This is a genomic window from Mucilaginibacter terrenus (assembly GCF_003432065.1).
GTDB classification, from domain to species: Bacteria; Bacteroidota; Bacteroidia; order Sphingobacteriales; family Sphingobacteriaceae; genus Mucilaginibacter; species Mucilaginibacter terrenus.
The window spans coordinates 37639-53128 of record NZ_QWDE01000007.1 but is presented as its reverse complement, the minus strand read 5'-3'; the positions used below and the strand labels follow the sequence as shown (position 1 = coordinate 53128).

Annotated in this window: 16 protein-coding genes; 4 read left to right on the top strand and 12 right to left on the bottom strand. The window is 42.2% G+C overall.

Annotation, left to right across the window (positions count from 1 at the left end; translation table 11 throughout):
- Positions 1-12: 12 nt before the first annotated feature.
- From DYU05_RS20325 to DYU05_RS20315, 3 genes are all read right to left on the bottom strand, one after another.
- Positions 13-315 carry a hypothetical protein gene (locus DYU05_RS20325; RefSeq protein ID WP_117385010.1) on the bottom strand — a complete coding sequence of 101 codons (303 nt, stop codon included), beginning with the start codon at positions 313-315 and terminating at the stop codon, positions 13-15.
- Between the two features lie 76 nt (positions 316-391).
- Complete coding sequence (gene rpsA, locus DYU05_RS20320) at positions 392-2362, bottom strand: 30S ribosomal protein S1 (RefSeq protein WP_117385009.1); 1971 nt, start codon at positions 2360-2362, stop codon at positions 392-394.
- 175 nt (positions 2363-2537) lie between these two features.
- The gene (locus tag DYU05_RS20315; protein ID WP_117385008.1) at positions 2538-3209 is read right to left on the bottom strand and encodes a hypothetical protein; all 672 of its coding nucleotides are present in this window, start codon (positions 3207-3209) and stop codon (positions 2538-2540) included.
- A 171-nt stretch (positions 3210-3380) separates the two neighbouring features.
- Between DYU05_RS20315 and tyrS the strand changes: the two genes are divergently transcribed.
- On the top strand, positions 3381-4673 hold the full coding sequence (gene tyrS / locus DYU05_RS20310; RefSeq protein WP_117385007.1) for a tyrosine--tRNA ligase: 1293 nt from the start codon (positions 3381-3383) through the stop codon (positions 4671-4673).
- Between the two features lie 81 nt (positions 4674-4754).
- Here tyrS and DYU05_RS20305 read toward each other — a convergent pair whose 3' ends face one another.
- Genes DYU05_RS20305 through DYU05_RS20295 form a run of 3 tightly spaced genes read right to left on the bottom strand, consistent with a single transcriptional unit; the run spans position 4755 to position 8497 of the window.
- Entirely contained in the window at positions 4755-5432 is a 678-nt protein-coding gene (locus tag DYU05_RS20305) for a PH domain-containing protein (protein ID WP_117385006.1), read from the bottom strand.
- Positions 5433-5488: 56 nt separating this feature from the next.
- Positions 5489-7459, bottom strand: a complete 1971-nt coding sequence (locus DYU05_RS20300) for a gliding motility-associated C-terminal domain-containing protein (protein ID WP_117385005.1) — start codon at positions 7457-7459, stop codon at positions 5489-5491.
- A gap of 51 nt (positions 7460-7510) precedes the next feature.
- On the bottom strand, positions 7511-8497 hold the full coding sequence (locus DYU05_RS20295) for an acyl transferase (protein WP_117385004.1): 987 nt from the start codon (positions 8495-8497) through the stop codon (positions 7511-7513).
- A 153-nt stretch (positions 8498-8650) separates the two neighbouring features.
- Here DYU05_RS20295 and DYU05_RS20290 point away from each other — a divergent pair, with 153 nt between their 5' ends.
- The gene (locus tag DYU05_RS20290) at positions 8651-9325 is read left to right on the top strand and encodes a lipid-binding SYLF domain-containing protein (RefSeq protein ID WP_117385003.1); all 675 of its coding nucleotides are present in this window, start codon (positions 8651-8653) and stop codon (positions 9323-9325) included.
- 43 nt (positions 9326-9368) lie between these two features.
- Here the strand turns inward: DYU05_RS20290 and DYU05_RS20285 are convergent, their stop codons facing one another.
- From DYU05_RS20285 to DYU05_RS20275, 3 genes are read right to left on the bottom strand one after another with little or no spacing between them, the layout of a single operon-like run.
- Complete coding sequence (locus DYU05_RS20285; RefSeq protein ID WP_117385002.1) at positions 9369-9719, bottom strand: hypothetical protein; 351 nt, start codon at positions 9717-9719, stop codon at positions 9369-9371.
- A gap of 2 nt (positions 9720-9721) precedes the next feature.
- A complete protein-coding gene (locus DYU05_RS20280; protein ID WP_117385001.1) occupies positions 9722-12142 on the bottom strand; it encodes a penicillin acylase family protein in 2421 nt (806 codons plus the stop codon).
- 42 nt (positions 12143-12184) lie between these two features.
- Positions 12185-12754, bottom strand: coding sequence for a thermonuclease family protein (locus DYU05_RS20275; protein WP_205771939.1), 570 nt, complete (start codon positions 12752-12754; stop codon positions 12185-12187).
- Between the two features lie 128 nt (positions 12755-12882).
- Here DYU05_RS20275 and DYU05_RS20270 point away from each other — a divergent pair, with 128 nt between their 5' ends.
- On the top strand, positions 12883-13131 hold the full coding sequence (locus DYU05_RS20270) for a (2Fe-2S) ferredoxin domain-containing protein (RefSeq protein ID WP_117384999.1): 249 nt from the start codon (positions 12883-12885) through the stop codon (positions 13129-13131).
- Here DYU05_RS20270 and DYU05_RS20265 read toward each other — a convergent pair whose 3' ends face one another.
- Together DYU05_RS20265 and DYU05_RS20260 are read right to left on the bottom strand one after the other, a co-directional pair.
- A complete protein-coding gene (locus DYU05_RS20265) occupies positions 13132-13662 on the bottom strand; it encodes a ferritin (RefSeq protein WP_117384998.1) in 531 nt (176 codons plus the stop codon).
- Between the two features lie 109 nt (positions 13663-13771).
- On the bottom strand, positions 13772-14149 hold the full coding sequence (locus tag DYU05_RS20260) for a hypothetical protein (protein ID WP_117384997.1): 378 nt from the start codon (positions 14147-14149) through the stop codon (positions 13772-13774).
- Between the two features lie 114 nt (positions 14150-14263).
- Between DYU05_RS20260 and pgmB the strand changes: the two genes are divergently transcribed.
- Entirely contained in the window at positions 14264-14908 is a 645-nt protein-coding gene (gene pgmB / locus DYU05_RS20255; RefSeq protein WP_117384996.1) for a beta-phosphoglucomutase, read from the top strand.
- Positions 14909-15046: 138 nt separating this feature from the next.
- Here the strand turns inward: pgmB and DYU05_RS20250 are convergent, their stop codons facing one another.
- Positions 15047-15409 (bottom strand): hypothetical protein, encoded by a 363-nt coding sequence (locus DYU05_RS20250; RefSeq protein WP_117384995.1) that lies wholly within the window; start codon positions 15407-15409, stop codon positions 15047-15049.
- Between the last annotated feature and the right edge of the window lie 81 nt (positions 15410-15490).

Sequence of the window (15490 nt, the reverse complement as noted above, 5' to 3'; positions counted from 1 at the left end):
CCTCTAAGTTGGTTAAAAGCCGAGGGCATAAACAAAAAAAGCCGTAAAGCTTGTCGCAATCATAATCTTTATAATATCATTAAATATGTTTAAAGGCGTTTGTTGCTTAAAGCGACTTATTTTAAAACACAAATAAGCGAAGCTACCCAATAGCGACATAAATACACTCAGCGGCTTACCTTCGTTAGCAAGAGTTTGCGATAAAGCATAATTTCTTTCTTCAAAAAATATCGCGATCAAAAAAACAAGTATTGGTGATAACACCAATACTAAACATACACGCCTAAGGATGTTTACAGTTACTCTATCATTCATAGCGATAAGATAGCACGTGAGCAATAAAAAAGCCCTTCCGGAAACCGGAAGGGCTTTGTATTAATTAAAATTCAGCTTAGTTAGCTTCTTCTTCGGTTTCTGATTTAGCAGCTGGTTTCTTACCTGCGGCTTTGCTTTCAGCACCTTCCATCTGCTCTTTTAACTGAGCAAGCACGCTAAGGTCGCCAAGAGTTGATTTCTCAACCGAATCTTTCACTTTCTTAACCGCATTTACAGCAGATTTTGCTTCTTTCTTACGGTTTTCGAAGTCCTGCATACGGGCATCAGCGCGAGCCTCTTCCCAAATGCGTGAGTGTGAAATAACTATACGCTTGCTGTCTTTGTTAAATTCAATAATCTTGAACTCAGCAGTTTCTTCAGCTTTTACAGATTTGCCGTCCTCTTTAACCAGGTGTTTGGTTGGCGCAAAGCCTTCAACACCGTACGGTAAAGCTACGATAGCACCTTTGTCAGTTACTTTCAACACGGTACCTTCATGTATCGAATCGATAGTGAAGATGGTTTCGAAAGTATCCCAAGGGTTTTCTTCCAGCTGTTTGTGACCTAAGCTTAATTTGCGGTTGTCGATATCAAGTTCCAGAACTACCACGTCTAACTTCTCACCTACTTTAGTGAATTCATTAGGGTGGTTAACTTTCTTAGACCATGACAGATCAGAAATGTGGATCAAACCATCAATTCCGTCTTCTAATTCAACAAACACACCAAAGTTGGTCATGTTTTTAACTGTAGCAACGTGCTTGGTGCCTATAGCGTATTTCTCGCCAGCGTTCTGCCATGGATCTGGAGTAAGCTGTTTGATACCTAATGACATTTTACGCTCGTCACGGTCAAGTGTTAATACCTGAGCCTCCACTTCGTCACCAACTTTCAGGAATTCCTGTGGATTGCGAAGGTTTTGTGACCATGACATTTCTGAAACGTGGATCAGACCTTCAACACCAGGGATGATTTCAAGGAACGCGCCGTAATCAGCAACAGTAACAATTTTACCTTTAACCTTGCTACCAACCTGAATATCTTCAGAAAGGCTCTGCCAAGGGTGTGGAGTAAGTTGCTTCAAGCCTAAAGCAATACGTTTTTTCTCGTCATCAAAATCAAGAACAACAACGTTGATCTTCTGATCTAATGCCAATACTTCACGTGGATGCTCTATGCGGCCCCAAGATATATCGGTAATGTGAAGTAAGCCGTCAACGCCACCAAGGTCGATGAATACACCGAAGTCGGTAATGTTCTTAACGGTACCTTCCAATACCTGGCCTTTTTCAAGTTTGGCCACAATTTCTGTTTTCTGGTTCTCAAGATCGTCCTCGATAAGCACTTTGTGCGATACCACAACGTTTTTAAACTCGTGGTTTATCTTAACAACTTTAAATTCCATTGTTTTACCAACGTACACATCGTAATCACGGATTGGCTTGATGTCGATCTGTGAACCTGGTAAGAAGGCTTCAACGCCCATAATATCAACAATAAGGCCACCTTTAGTACGGCTCTTAACAAAGCCGGTAATGATCTCATCGTTATCCAGAGCTGAATTAATGCGCTCCCATGATTTTTGAGTTTTTGCACGTTTGCGTGAAAGCACCAACTGTCCGTTAGCATCTTCCTGCGACTCTACAAATACTTCAACAGTGTCACCGATCTTCAGATCTGGTGTATCACGGAATTCAGAAACTGATACTAAACCATCAGACTTAAAGCCAATGTTCAATACCACATCTTTGTTGTTGATGTTCACTACAGTACCGGTGATGATTTCGCCTTTAGTAATAGAGCTAAAAGTTCCATCATACATTTTTTCTAATTGCTCACGGTCGCTGTCGCTGTAGTTACCAAATTTTTTATCGTCAGCATCCCAGTCGAAATCTTCGCTTGGTGTAGCCGCAATTTTTGATTTGATCTCTTCAATAGAAATTGAATCAGCTTCTGATTCAACAGTTTCCTTTGAGGTTGCTTCAACTGTACCCAGTTCAGCTTCCTTCGCCTTTAATTCTTTTTCTGCTTCTTGTTTTTTTGCCATTAAATAATTTTACTCCTTTTTCCCAACACTTAATTGGGACTGCAAAGGTACGGATATAATTTTTATAGATAAAAATTAATTTACTGTTAATTATTGACTTTTAAGCTGTTTTGGAAACCAAACTGCCTGGTAAAGGCATTTTAAATAAAAAGTTGCAGGATAATTCAGCACAGTATTAAACAAGCTTCATCTTTTGGTCTATCTCTGCATAAATACTCATGAAGCTGTTTAGGATGGACTCCCTATAAGCTAATACTACCTCCGTCATTGCTAACTCGTGTTCTGGCGTAAAAGGGTCGTGCCAAACCCGCATGCAAATGCGCTTAAGTGCGTACGTAACCTTGTCCAGGTTTACATAGGTAGTAAGATAGCGGCTGCTCTTAAAGCTCTCGTAAAACTTAAAGAATACTGGTGAGTTTTTCATTTCGGCAAAGTCAAGAAACGCTGCTATCACGCTCTCGTGGCAGCTATCCAGATGTGCGTAAAAGTCATCAACCTCAACTTCTCCTGTGGTAAGCAGCAAATTATCCAGTATCAACTCTATAGCTATATGGCCCAGGAAAAACGGTTTAACTGGAGAACCCGCCACTGCCGGCGTTAACAGGTTTTTTAATGTATGTGAATGGTAAAGAAAGAATTCCGATGAGTGGAAAAACTTATCTACCAGTAAATGCTTGTTCCACCCAGCTATCATGGAATTTACAGCACTATCAGCATGCAATAATTTTTCCGGATGTAACACAATGGACTTGTCAGCATTTTTCAACAAGTCTGGCAATACAGTACCCAGAGTAAAGTAGCAGTCCGTTGTATTCCGGTCAAAATAATAATGCGACAGAAAATTCATAGATGCAGTTGTAATTACCTGTTTTCACAATAAACAAAAAAAATCGGACAAACTCCAGCTTAACCTGAGATATAACCACAATATCACGCTCAGTTTACATTTACAAAGCCGTTTACTTGCCCGTACTCAACCAATTATTGTTATATATTTGCCGTTTTAAGCAATACAAGGATGAATTTTGTAGAAGAACTACGCTGGCGCGGCATGCTGCACGATATAATGCCAGGCACCGAAGATATGTTGAATAAAGGTATGGCTTCGGGCTACATCGGTTTCGATCCAACTGCCGATTCGCTTCACGTGGGCCATCTCACCCAAATAATGACGCTCATCCACTTTCAACGCGCCGGCCACAAACCTTACGCGCTTGTTGGGGGCGCAACCGGGATGGTGGGTGATCCTTCGGGTAAATCTTCCGAGCGCAATCTGTTGTCTGAAGATGACTTGCAGCACAATCTGGAAAGTGTCAAGAAGCAGCTTAAACTCTTTTTGAATTTCAATACCGGCACTAACAGTGCCGAAATGGTAAATAATTACGATTGGTTCAAGAACTTCAATTTCCTGGACTTCATTCGCGACGTGGGTAAACACATCACCGTGAATTACATGATGGCTAAAGATTCGGTAAAGAACCGCTTGAACGGCGAGACTGGTCAAGGGATGTCGTTCACTGAGTTTTCTTACCAGCTAGTACAGGGTTACGATTTTTACTACTTGTGGAAGAACCATAATTGCTCCTTGCAAATGGGTGGTAGCGACCAATGGGGAAATATTGTCACAGGTACCGAACTTATCCGTCGTAAAAGTACGGGCGGTGAAGCTTTCGCTTTAACCACCCAGTTGATAAAAAAAGCGGATGGCACCAAGTTTGGCAAATCTGAAGGCGGCAATATTTGGCTGGATGCTGAAAAGACCTCTCCGTACAAGTTTTACCAGTTTTGGCTAAACACCACCGACAACGATGCCAAAAGCTACATCAGGATATTTACTCTTTTCGAAAGAGACACCATAGAAGCCATTGAAACAGAACATAACGCCGCCCCACACCTGCGAGTATTACAAAAAGCTTTAGCGAAAGACATTACTATACGTGTGCATGGCGAAACAGAGTTTATAAAAGCTATAAAGTCCACCGAGTTTTTCTTTGGCGGCACAGGGATTGAATTTTTAAATGAACTAAGCCATAATGAAGTCATTGGCCTGTTTAGTGGCGTGCCTAATTTCACTGTTAGTAAAGATGAATTTGCAGCTGGCATCAACGCTACCGATTTACTGGGTGTCAAAACCACAGTATTCCCCTCTAAAACTGCAGCCAAGAAAGAAATTCAGGGTGGAGGCGTATCTATTAATCGCGAAAAGGTCGGCACGCCGGAAGATGTAATAACAACCGCACAACTCCTTAACAATAAATATCTGGTAGCACAAAAAGGTAAGAAAAATTACTTTTTGATCATTGCCGAATAATGTTGATGATGTGATAAAAGAAAGGCCCTTCAATATTGAAGGGCCTTTCTTTTTATTAAGGTTGTCGCGTTCTTAAACTCTTTAGAAGTCGCTTAATAACTCCAGCTTTTTGGAATTATATTCCTCCTGAGAGATTAAGCCGTTCTCGAACAACGTTTTCAAACGTTTTAGCTTTTCTGTCAACTCATCCTTTTTGGGCTCTTCTTGCACTACCGGCGCGGGAGTTGGTGTTAGTACAACTACCGGATCTGGCGCGGCTACAGGCGGCTGTACGATTGGAGCTGTTGGCTGGTACGGTGCAGACGTAGTATGTGCTAAATCAAATGAACCAGATTCGGCACGCTTTTCTTCCAGTTCACGCTGACGGCGAAGTTCACGCTCATTCTCCTTGCGTTCCTGTGCATATTGATATAATTTACGGGCCTGAACCTTTGGCAAGTAATCTACACCCATTTCGGCACCGTTAATTGTTTTAGCGCTAAATACCGCTCCAATTATCTCTTCTTTAGTATAAACATCAACTATATCTTTCCATACAAAGTCTACAAACTTTATAGACAGACCGAGGTTTGCTGGGGTAAAGAAAAGTATACGTTTGTTGGTAAGCGCGATGCAATCCGGGAATAGATTTACAATTGGCTTTTTTTGCACTGCTATATACAATATCTCCTCTCCTGTTGTAAGCAGGTCTATCAAACGGCCGTAAATGCGTTCAACAGCTTTGGGGTCTTGTTCTTCTTTTAAAAATTTATCAATCATGTTATTGATGTTGTGATGGTTGCAAAATTAAAAATTTTTACGGCTGTATGTAGAAATCATTTCAACAGGGTTAAGGAGCTTTTTAAGAAATAACTTTTACCATCGCACATGGTGTACTTTGCTACCAGGAAATAAACTCCTGCGGGCACAGCTTTACCATTAAATAGCCCATCCCACCCGTTGTAAACGCTTGCCGACCTAAAAAGTTGCTGGCCTTGCCTGTTGTAGATGTACAATTGATAATACACTGGGTTGCTATTTTGGTTAGGCCTGAATACGTCGTTAATACCATCGCCGTTTGGTGTAAAAGTATTTGGAAATGATACCGGCTCGCAGCTGTCTTGCAATATTTCTATGTCTAATTCATCTAAAATACAGCCTTTAGCATCGAGCACAGTAAAGTGATTTACTCCGGGTAATAAATTTCTTATCACCTCATCAAGCTCATACAGATCTCCGTTATGTTTTATTCTTGCTGCTCCCTTTATATCACCGGCGGCTTTAAAACGAATCTGACCAAGAGCGGTACATACAGCATTCTTAATGATATAAACCAGCTGCGGCTTGTTAACGATCCTAAAATCAGGAACAACGACCATCGTTTCCTTTTTATCGCCTCCTGATGATGTTATGATCAGGTTGTATGTACCCGGCAAAACGGAGCTGAAATAACCTGTAGCGTTTGTGACGCCATCCAATGTATAGGTATAGGTGTCCGGATGATCCTTGGTGACTACTGTTACATTCGCTTTGCCAAACTGGTCGCATTCCGGAGCAAACTGTACTGATAAAATGTCTATTGGCGGGCAAACATCCTGTGTTAATGCATAATCTTTTTCGTCTACGAGGCAGCCTGCCTTGGTAACGACGGTATAATGGTAAGAGCCTGCCGTTAAACCGGTAAAGGTGTGGCCCATTTCAAAAGTAACTCCATTGTAAATAACGTTAAACTCGTTGTTTCTTGCACCGGCGTCAATTTTGATTTGCCCTGTTAAATCACACACCGGGTTCTTTTTTTCTACCGTCAATAAAGGTGTTTGTGACGGATAGGCTTGTACGGTAAAATCAGTTTCCACAGGCAATTCGCCACCGTCCGCTGTAATGGTTAGATGGTAAACCCCCTCTGCCAGCGAACCGAAAACACCTGTTGTATTACTTTCTCCAGTGTTAAGTGTATAAGTATACTGGCTGATGTGAGGTTTACAAACGATCTCTGCGTGTCCTTTGTTCAGCACGCTGCATTCTCTTGAAATAGTTATGGCATCAATCTCTATAATGGATGCCTGGCCGCTTTCGACGTTACTGGCTGCATCATAAACAACAAAAGGTACCGATCCTATAGTACCTTTTACAGTTCTGTTCTCCATGTCCAGCTCTATAAGGTCTGTGCCGCTTCCTCCGCCAGCTAACGCGTATACTTTAAGTGCGCCTTTGTCTGTTACGGTAGTGAGCCCAAAAATAGCTTTCCCGGGTAGAGGTATGTACATCTCCGCAGCAGCTGGGTTATTTACCGGGATTTTTACAATCCCCTGATCTGACGCCATATAAAGCTGATCTTTGTAGAAAATCAGGTCTCCTGCAGAATAATAAGGCATGTCGCCGAGAATGATTTCCTTAGCGGAGCCCGGAGTAATCACGCCAAGTTGTGTGCCATTTACAAAATATATTGCACCCGCTTTATCTATCGTCAATGCGTTTGAACTGGTAGAATACGAGGGCAAAAGTGTACAATTCCTCGCCTGAGGAAAGCCACTGTTATCCAGATCAGCCTGGTATAATGATCCATACAATGTGTTATAATAAAGCTTATTGCCGGATACGGCTATCGAAAAAAACTGCCCACTAGCGCAGGAAGGTACGGCTTCAGACAATACGCCGTTAGGGGTAATAGTGACCCGCATCAAATTTAGGTCGCTTGTAGCGACGTAAAATTGCTGGCCATTGCTGCTGAAACCAAAGCCGAACAGCAGTGTTATAATCAAAATGATTTTCTTGAGGAAGGATTGGGGTAGTACAGGATCAGGCACGGTAGCGCAAGATAATAATAATCAACATAGCTTAATTACGCTACAGACGGATTATCCTACCATTAAGTTACAACCACGTATGTCAGAATTATCAAAGCGGCCCAATACTTCAAAAGAACCATCGGCGTAAACACGCCCTAAGTCCTGCGTGGCGATAAATGAGCAAGAGTTGATGTTGGCCAGGTCAATAATATTTATACCACCAGTTTTTTCACCTTCAATAAGCGTTAACGGGTCGTTAGTATCACGGGGTATAATCTTCATCCAGGGTGGACAATTGAATACTCCCTCGCCTTTTGAGTATGCCTGAGAAAGCAACTCGGTCATACCATATTCAGAATGTATGGTTTTTACCCCGAAGCCGCTGCAAAGAATTGTGTGAAGTTCTTCACGGATCACCTCTTTTCGTCTGCCCTTCATTCCGCCTGTTTCCATAACTATGAGTTCAGGAAAGTTAATGCTATGCTGTTCCACAAAATCAAGTAAGGCAAAGGTTACCCCTATTAACAAAGTTGGTTTTCCATCTGCTTGTTGCTTCTTTAAAATACTGTAAAGCTTATCATGATCATACAGGAAAAAGCCACTGTCCGGATTGCCTGATTGCTCTATAAGGTCGTTAGCCATGTAAATAAGCGAAGAGCCTTCGCGCTCCAGGTATGAAGGCAATAAAGCAAGTACGGTGTAGTTTTTTACGTCACCATAAAATAACTTGAAGGCCCTGCGAAAACTTTCCTCATACCAGCTTACATCAATTACCAAGTGGCTGCTGGTAATCATACCGGTAGTTCCGGAACTGGTAAACACCAGTTCTTCTGTATCCCTTCCCGTAACCACCCGTTGCGATTTGAAAAACTCTACCGGCACAAAAGGTATCTGTTCAACAGATGTTACACTATCTGCGCTTCGGCCAATAGCTTGTACAAAGGTGTTGTAAATAGCATTATTAGTAAATTGATAATTAAACACCTGCAGCGCAACAGTATTAAACTCATCCTGAGTTGTAATAGAGAATACCTGCTCTTGTGTGGGCTTTATCATACAGGGACAAAGATAGCTTAATCACAAACTTCAGGATAACGCAGCTGTAAAATTTGGTCGCCATACGGCTGTTTTTAGGCTGCGGCAATAACATTATTCCTTTTTTTTAGTTATTTACTCATACTTACAACAAAATACATAACCCCGACTATTATGAAGATTACCAAATTTTTAAGCTTAACATTTCTGTTTAGCGCATTTATAATATTAACCTCGGCAAAATCTGCAGACGAGAAAGGCATCGAAAAATTGCACGATGCAACCAATGTTCTTAAACAATTTGGCAAAATGAAGGAGAGCATTCCCCGCCAGTTACTAGAGGAGTATGAGGGTATTGTTATTATCCCGAAACTAATTAATGCAGGCTTTGGTATCGGCGGCAAACGAGGTAACGGCGTAGCTATGGTGAAACTACCTGACGGTAAATGGAGCGACCCTGTATTTGTCACGTTAACTGGTGGTAGTATTGGTTTTCAGATAGGTGTACAATCTGTAGACCTCGTGCTTGTTTTCCGTAACAAAGGCGTGCTTACTAAAGTAAAGAACGGCGATTTCACTATCGGTGGAGACATTTCTGCAGCCGCCGGCCCGGTTGGACGCAGCTCCACAGCCAGCACAGATTATAAGCTTCAGGCGGAGGTGTACTCTTACTCCCGGAGCAAAGGCCTTTTCGCAGGCGTGAGCGTGAACGGCTCTAATCTTGCGATAAATAAAAGCGCTAACTCTAAATTTTACGGCGAAGGCACCACATCCGGTGCAATATTCGAAAGATCAACCAGTAACGTACCGGCAGTGTTGCAGTTGAAAGAAACATTAACGGCATTTTAGTAGCGCTCAAAATAAATGAAATTGGCGCCGTTTGGCGCCAATTTCATTTAATAAGGTTGTTGAAATTTGCTGCTTTTCTAACTAGGAAGCCCGACATCGCAGACATCCCGCCCGCCAAGCCTCCAATTATGGCGGTAATTGCAAATAGCGCAACCACACTATAAACGTGGAATAGCTGCGCCACCCTTACTGCTAATATGTGCTGATTAGGGAAGCTCGCCAGCATAGCCATAGCGAGCCAGGCTAATCCCATACCACAGAAACCCATCCAAAATGAATGGGAAGTATTCCTGCTTATAAACAATGCGACAATAAATGCCAGTATACAAGCAGTCCACCAGGGTAGTAAGTAAGTAATAATAAGCGTTGCCAGCAGTATGATGGAGAACAGCATAACTATTTTTTTAAGATTAAAGTAGATTTGATACGTGATGATTTTTGTTTAGGAGACTGCAGGAAAAGCAATTCATTTAGTTTTCCATCCTTCCAGGTTTGCAGCATATCGTCATAGTAAAAGCTACCAGGATTACCCGATTGTCCGCCTGGTATAATACCGTAACCCTTTACTTCCGGCCCCATTTGTACAACCATACGCCAGGATGGGCCGTGCCCTTCTGTTAACGCATTTACGGTAGAGCCGGTGCCACCAATAGCGAAATTACCGGAGCCAAAGCCGGGCAGATTAGCTAAATGGCTTACTTCAAAGTGTTTAACTTTGCCCCACTGCCAACTACCCGGTGCACCATGTTGCTTCAGCAGTTCGTTAACCGTTGTGTTGAAGGTGCGGCTTAGAAGATCGGCCGCATTCTCTTTTATGGGTGTTCTGGTATCATCAAACCAAACGGAATTAGGTGACTTTATCAGCAGCTCTTCAGTTTTGTCCATAGAAGGTAGTTGCATAACGCCTCCAAAGCTATCGCCCCATGTTTCTGAGTAAAACTTTGTCCACCAAATAGAAAATAATGATGCACCTTCTGATCCAACGTCAAAAAACTTATTCCAGCTTTTTAAAATATTGTAAGCTTTAAGTTGGTTGGCGTCAAGCTTTGTTATATCAAGCTGCCGTAACATGGCAGGAAGTATATCCTGTGCACGTATGCTATAGGTATCTGTTTGAAGTACCCGCATGCTGTCTACGGTAGCTTTCTGCATAACACTAAGACGGTCGTTGATGCGCTTGCCACGTTCGTAAGGTGCAAACTGCCAGTTGATGTAATATGGATAAGTAGGGTCAGTCGAGGATTGGTTGGCCGAACTTACAAAGCCCCTTGCCGGGTTCTTTACAGTAGGGTTTTGATCATTGGGTATCCAGCCGTGCCATTCATTAGCCGGGTCACTACCGTCCATTATAAACTTGCCCTGGTCTTTATACTTCAACGGTAGTTTTCCGTTCGGAGTGATAGCTATGTCGTTATCGGCAGAAGCAAATACAAAATTTTGTGCAGGTGCCGCATAGTAAGTCAGCGCTTCGCGATAGTCATTATAGTTCTTGCCCCGGTTCAGCAGGTAAAAAGCTTTAAGATCATCCGACTCGTCGTGAGCTATCCAACGCAACGCATTGCCAACCGGGATGTTGTCACGCCCTTTTTTTGCCATTGCCGCATTATCGTAAACAACGGGCCCGAAGTGGGTATAGCGTACAGTGTCAACTACATCAGGCTGACCTTTTACTTTGATAACTTCTATCCTGTGGGTAACTTTACTCCATTTGTTGTTATACCAGTATTCGCTACGCGATTCATCTTTAAACCTAAGCTGGTACCAGTCCAATATATCAGCATCTACATTAGTCACCCCCCAGCTTATTTTTTGATTGTAGCCGATAATAACTCCCGGTGCGCCTGGCAGGGTAGCTCCGTACACGTTTATACCTGGTGCAGATAGCTGCATTTGGTACCATATAGATGGAAAGGTTAAATTAAGATGCGGGTCATTTGCAAGAATGGGATAGCCGGAAGCAGTTTTGCTGCCACTGATAGCCCAATTATTACTGCCAATTCCTTCTACCTTTTCCTTTACGCGCATACCGGCAAGCATTTGAGCCTTAAAGGTGGGCGGAACTTGTGGCACTGGCAACGGTTTAAAGTCCCACTTTGTACCTACAGGTATTATTGGACTTTCATGCATTGGATAATCAGGAAAAAGATCGTTGGTTATTTTAGCGCCGAACTTATTCAGCACGTTAGTCATCGCAAGCTCGTTAGTGCCGCCTGCCAGTGTTTCAGACATCAGCTTGAGCAAAAATGCACAGTTTATCGGCTTCCAATCCTCGGGCTTATAATCAAGAAGCTTGTATTCTATTGGGTAGTTCTTAGGAGACAAACTGTGCACGTAAGCGTTTATGCCGTCGGTGTAAGCTGTTATAACTTTACTAATCACCGGATCTTTCATCATGGCGTCAACGGCGTGCTCTGCACCATATACCATTCCCATGCGCCGGTGGTATCTGTCCACCTCCAGTGCTTTTGGCCCTACTACCTCAGACAGTCGGCCAGACGCACTGCGGGTTTGTATATCCAGTTGCCACAATCTGTCTCGAGCGGTTAAGTAACCCTGCACAAAATAAAGGTCGTGATCGTTAGTAGCAAAAACGTGTGGAATGCGGTTTTCGTCAAAGTTTATGGTTACCTGCCGCTGCAGTTCTTTCAACTTTAGCTCTTCAGAATCATCTGTGTTTTTACTTTCAGCATTTGCCCAAAAACCGCTGCCTGGGTTTAAAAAGTTCCCAATAGGTGGCACATCACCAAACTTATGCTGTAGTGCCCATATTAGCGCAACTGTAATTATGCAGGAAAATACGGCCTTAAATATCTTCATACGAAAGGTTTATATGGCACCAAGTTACCAAATCCACGGACATTATAAAGCAGGCTGAGGCTGGTAATGTTTTCGGCGTTTTTTGTAATGCCGTTTAGGTCTTGTGTTTGGGTCTGTTGTGTCTTTGCGCACCGCTTTCTCATTTCTACGAAAGTTCCATGGCGGGGTAGGATTAGCGTCCTGCCACAGGCCTAGGCGGTTTTGCCGGGCAGACTGTTCTAACATGGCAAGCTCCATATCTTTAGAGTACGCACGGTACTGCCAGGCATAACCATTCTTCACAATGGAATAGTTAACGTTTGTTCCATCTTCCAACAACACTTGCCCTACGGTACGACCGTAACGATCTTTGTTGTTCTCGACGAGTTTGACGTACTTTCCAAAGCAAAGATCGGAAGTGAATTGCTTTGCCGCCTGGCCAAATGCCTGGCTTTTTTCGGGGCAATCTATTTCTGCTAGCCGTACGGTTATGTTCTGATGGTCGGGAGACAGCAGCTCCATTGTATCACCGTCTTTTATCTTAACTACTTTATAAAGTGTTTCCTCCCGCCGGTTGCAGGCTGTAATTAGCAAAACAAGAAAAAGGCAGGAAATGAAGGCTTTCTTAAGCATGCCGCTAAAGTAAAAACTTGGATGGGAAAATAAGGCAGCCCAATACACGAACATCGATTAGTGCGTTACTTAAGTTACCATGCAATTGAAACTAAACCCGATATCCGATAGTTATTAATGAAAATGAAATGAGCAAGTTCCCTATACCCGATAAAGTTTTATATGTGTGTACCGGCAGTAAATGCGCTAAACGCGGTGGTAAAGACATGTTTAAAACTGCAAAGAAGTTTGCCAAATACCAAGGGCAGGATATGGAAGTAATACGTATAGAATGCACAGACCGGTGCGATTGGGCACCGGTCTGTAGTATATCTCCAGGTAATATCTGGTTAAAAGAATATTCCGAAAAGGATGTTCTAAAGCTATTAGAGAGCTAACTAGGCTTCGCTGTCGTATTTTATCTTACCAACATGCTTGTCAATTTCCCAACGGCCGGTGCCTTCTTCGCCAATAACTTCAAATAATTCAAGCGCACGACGAGCTTTGTATTCCTCTTCACGCTGCTCCTTTAAAAACCAGTTCAGGAATTCGTTAGTTACAAAGTCCTGCTCTTTTAAGCAGCGTGCGTAGATGTTCTTAATGGACTGAGTGACACTAATTTCCTGATCTAAAGCATCCTCAAAAACCTCGCGGAAAGAGTTGTATTCTTGCTTTATGCCGCTAACATCCGGAGAGATAGCGTTGCCACCCATATCCAGGATGTATTTATAAAATTTAAGCTGATGCTCACGCTCTTCTTCAGATTGCTTAAAAAAGTATTCGGCTGAATAATCGAAACCATTACGGTTGCACCATGAAGCCATAGCCAGGTAAGCTGATGATGAATAGGCCTCTTTTTTAACTTGCTGGTTTAGTAAAGCCTCAACTTCAGTAGAAATAAGGCTTTTTATGCGGATAAGATCTCTCATTACTGTTGCAATTATATGTTGATACTACGGCAACAAGCATGCCGATTTGTTATCTACACAAGTATAACGTTATAAGTGCCGGGAAAGATTAAATAAAGACAATATGAATTCAGTCTAAATATTGGGCAATGCGATAAAGCACGTCATGAATGATATTGTTGAGCTGCAACATTACAAAGGTCCCCTCAAGTATTTCCTTCAGAGCAATGATCTGCAATAGCGAAAGCACATAGCAGTGATCGCAAGCGCAAATAAAAATGATCTCCACATCAGGGTCTTTACCGCTGTTGAGCAAACGGTCCTCTATATCTACGTGATAAACTGCTTTTTTAAGTTTAAGCAAGCAGCGATAATCAAACTTGGCAACCTTCCCTGCAAAATCTACATACCAGCAGCGTTCTTCGTCGCACTGATATATTGCCCCTTTGGCTGTGCTGAACACATTGGCCCATGTAGGGGTAGCAGAAGTTTGTGTCGTTGTAACCATTAACAATACAAATATGCTACTATTTATAATTAATCCAAATAGAAATGCGAAACTATTTAGAATAATTATTAACAAGTGAACCAATACCTTTGTTGCCGTAAACTTTATAAACAGATGAAAGCCTGCATATTTGACCTGGACGGCGTGATAGTAGACACCGCCATATACCATTACCAAGCCTGGAAACGTCTTGCAAACGAAATGGGGTTTGACTTTACTGAAGAACAAAATGAACATTTAAAAGGTGTAAGCAGGATGGCTTCTCTTGAATACATTTTAAGCTGGGGCAAAATTGTTGGTAAGACCGATGCTGAAAAGGCAGAAATGGCGACTCGTAAAAACAAGTGGTACAACGAAATGATAAACCAAATGACGCCTGCTGAAATATTACCAGGCGCACGGGAATTTGTACAAAGCTGCCGTGATGCCGGAATTAAAACAGCCATAGGCTCGGCAAGTAAAAATACCCCAACCATATTGAACAAACTACAGTTAGCGCGATTATTTGATGCAGTGGTTGACGGGAACAGTGTTACCAATCCTAAACCAGACCCTGAGGTGTTTCTAAAGGGTGCAATAGCGCTTGGAGTTACGCCTGAAGATTGTGTGGTGTTTGAAGACGCTGTGGCCGGAGTGGAGGCTGCAAAGAATGGGGGAATGAAAGCTGTGGGTATCGGCTCAAAAGAGACTTTGAGCAAAGCCGACCTTGTAGTAAGCGGATTGGATAAGTTTTCGCTCGAAATGCTTAATAACCTGTAATATTAAAAATGTATTACGGCTGTACCATTCTTAACATTTAAACATCAAAAAGACTTTGAAACAACTTGATGATTAATTGTAAACTTGGATATAAATGTAGGGCACTTAACTGCTCACATTTATATCCAAGTTGGTTTTCTAGTGTTTTCTGTTTGCTTTTTCTATAGCCTTCACAGCCTTTGCAACAAGCCTTTTCTGATCGGCGTCAAGCACGTTAATTTCGCTATCTCCATTAAAGCGATAATAGATTCCGCCTACGGTGTGCTGCTTCGCTTCAAACTTTCTGTCGTCATCTTCAAATTCAAGGTACCCGCCTGGCGAAATGTGCTCTATACCATCGTTTGTGGGATTAAATACAATTGTGCCGCTGTATTTGATTTTTTGACGGTGGTTGTCATCATGTTCAACAATGGTGGTAGTGTGCCCGTTTTTACAAGCAGCTACTGCGATCAGCATCATGCTGACCGCTATCATTTTAAGGTTTTTTACTACAGTTTTCATCTCTGATAAAATTTATATTGAGACAAAAATAAACATTACATGGTATTATGCAATACATAGTACCATTTTTTGTTTAATATT

Coding starts and splice junctions, on each gene's coding strand:
- DYU05_RS20260 (WP_117384997.1), bottom strand. CDS start 14,149: ATGGTTACAACGACACAAACTTCTGCTACCCCTACATGGGCCAATGTG.
- rpsA (WP_117385009.1), bottom strand. CDS start 2,362: ATGGCAAAAAAACAAGAAGCAGAAAAAGAATTAAAGGCGAAGGAAGCT.
- DYU05_RS20280 (WP_117385001.1), bottom strand. CDS start 12,142: ATGAAGATATTTAAGGCCGTATTTTCCTGCATAATTACAGTTGCGCTA.
- DYU05_RS20315 (WP_117385008.1), bottom strand. CDS start 3,209: ATGAATTTTCTGTCGCATTATTATTTTGACCGGAATACAACGGACTGC.
- DYU05_RS20285 (WP_117385002.1), bottom strand. CDS start 9,719: ATGCTGTTCTCCATCATACTGCTGGCAACGCTTATTATTACTTACTTA.
- DYU05_RS20305 (WP_117385006.1), bottom strand. CDS start 5,432: ATGATTGATAAATTTTTAAAAGAAGAACAAGACCCCAAAGCTGTTGAA.
- DYU05_RS20295 (WP_117385004.1), bottom strand. CDS start 8,497: ATGATAAAGCCCACACAAGAGCAGGTATTCTCTATTACAACTCAGGAT.
- DYU05_RS20265 (WP_117384998.1), bottom strand. CDS start 13,662: ATGAGAGATCTTATCCGCATAAAAAGCCTTATTTCTACTGAAGTTGAG.
- tyrS (WP_117385007.1), top strand. CDS start 3,381: ATGAATTTTGTAGAAGAACTACGCTGGCGCGGCATGCTGCACGATATA.
- pgmB (WP_117384996.1), top strand. CDS start 14,264: ATGAAAGCCTGCATATTTGACCTGGACGGCGTGATAGTAGACACCGCC.
- DYU05_RS20275 (WP_205771939.1), bottom strand. CDS start 12,754: ATGCTTAAGAAAGCCTTCATTTCCTGCCTTTTTCTTGTTTTGCTAATT.
- DYU05_RS20325 (WP_117385010.1), bottom strand. CDS start 315: ATGAATGATAGAGTAACTGTAAACATCCTTAGGCGTGTATGTTTAGTA.
- DYU05_RS20290 (WP_117385003.1), top strand. CDS start 8,651: ATGAAGATTACCAAATTTTTAAGCTTAACATTTCTGTTTAGCGCATTT.
- DYU05_RS20250 (WP_117384995.1), bottom strand. CDS start 15,409: ATGAAAACTGTAGTAAAAAACCTTAAAATGATAGCGGTCAGCATGATG.
- DYU05_RS20270 (WP_117384999.1), top strand. CDS start 12,883: ATGAGCAAGTTCCCTATACCCGATAAAGTTTTATATGTGTGTACCGGC.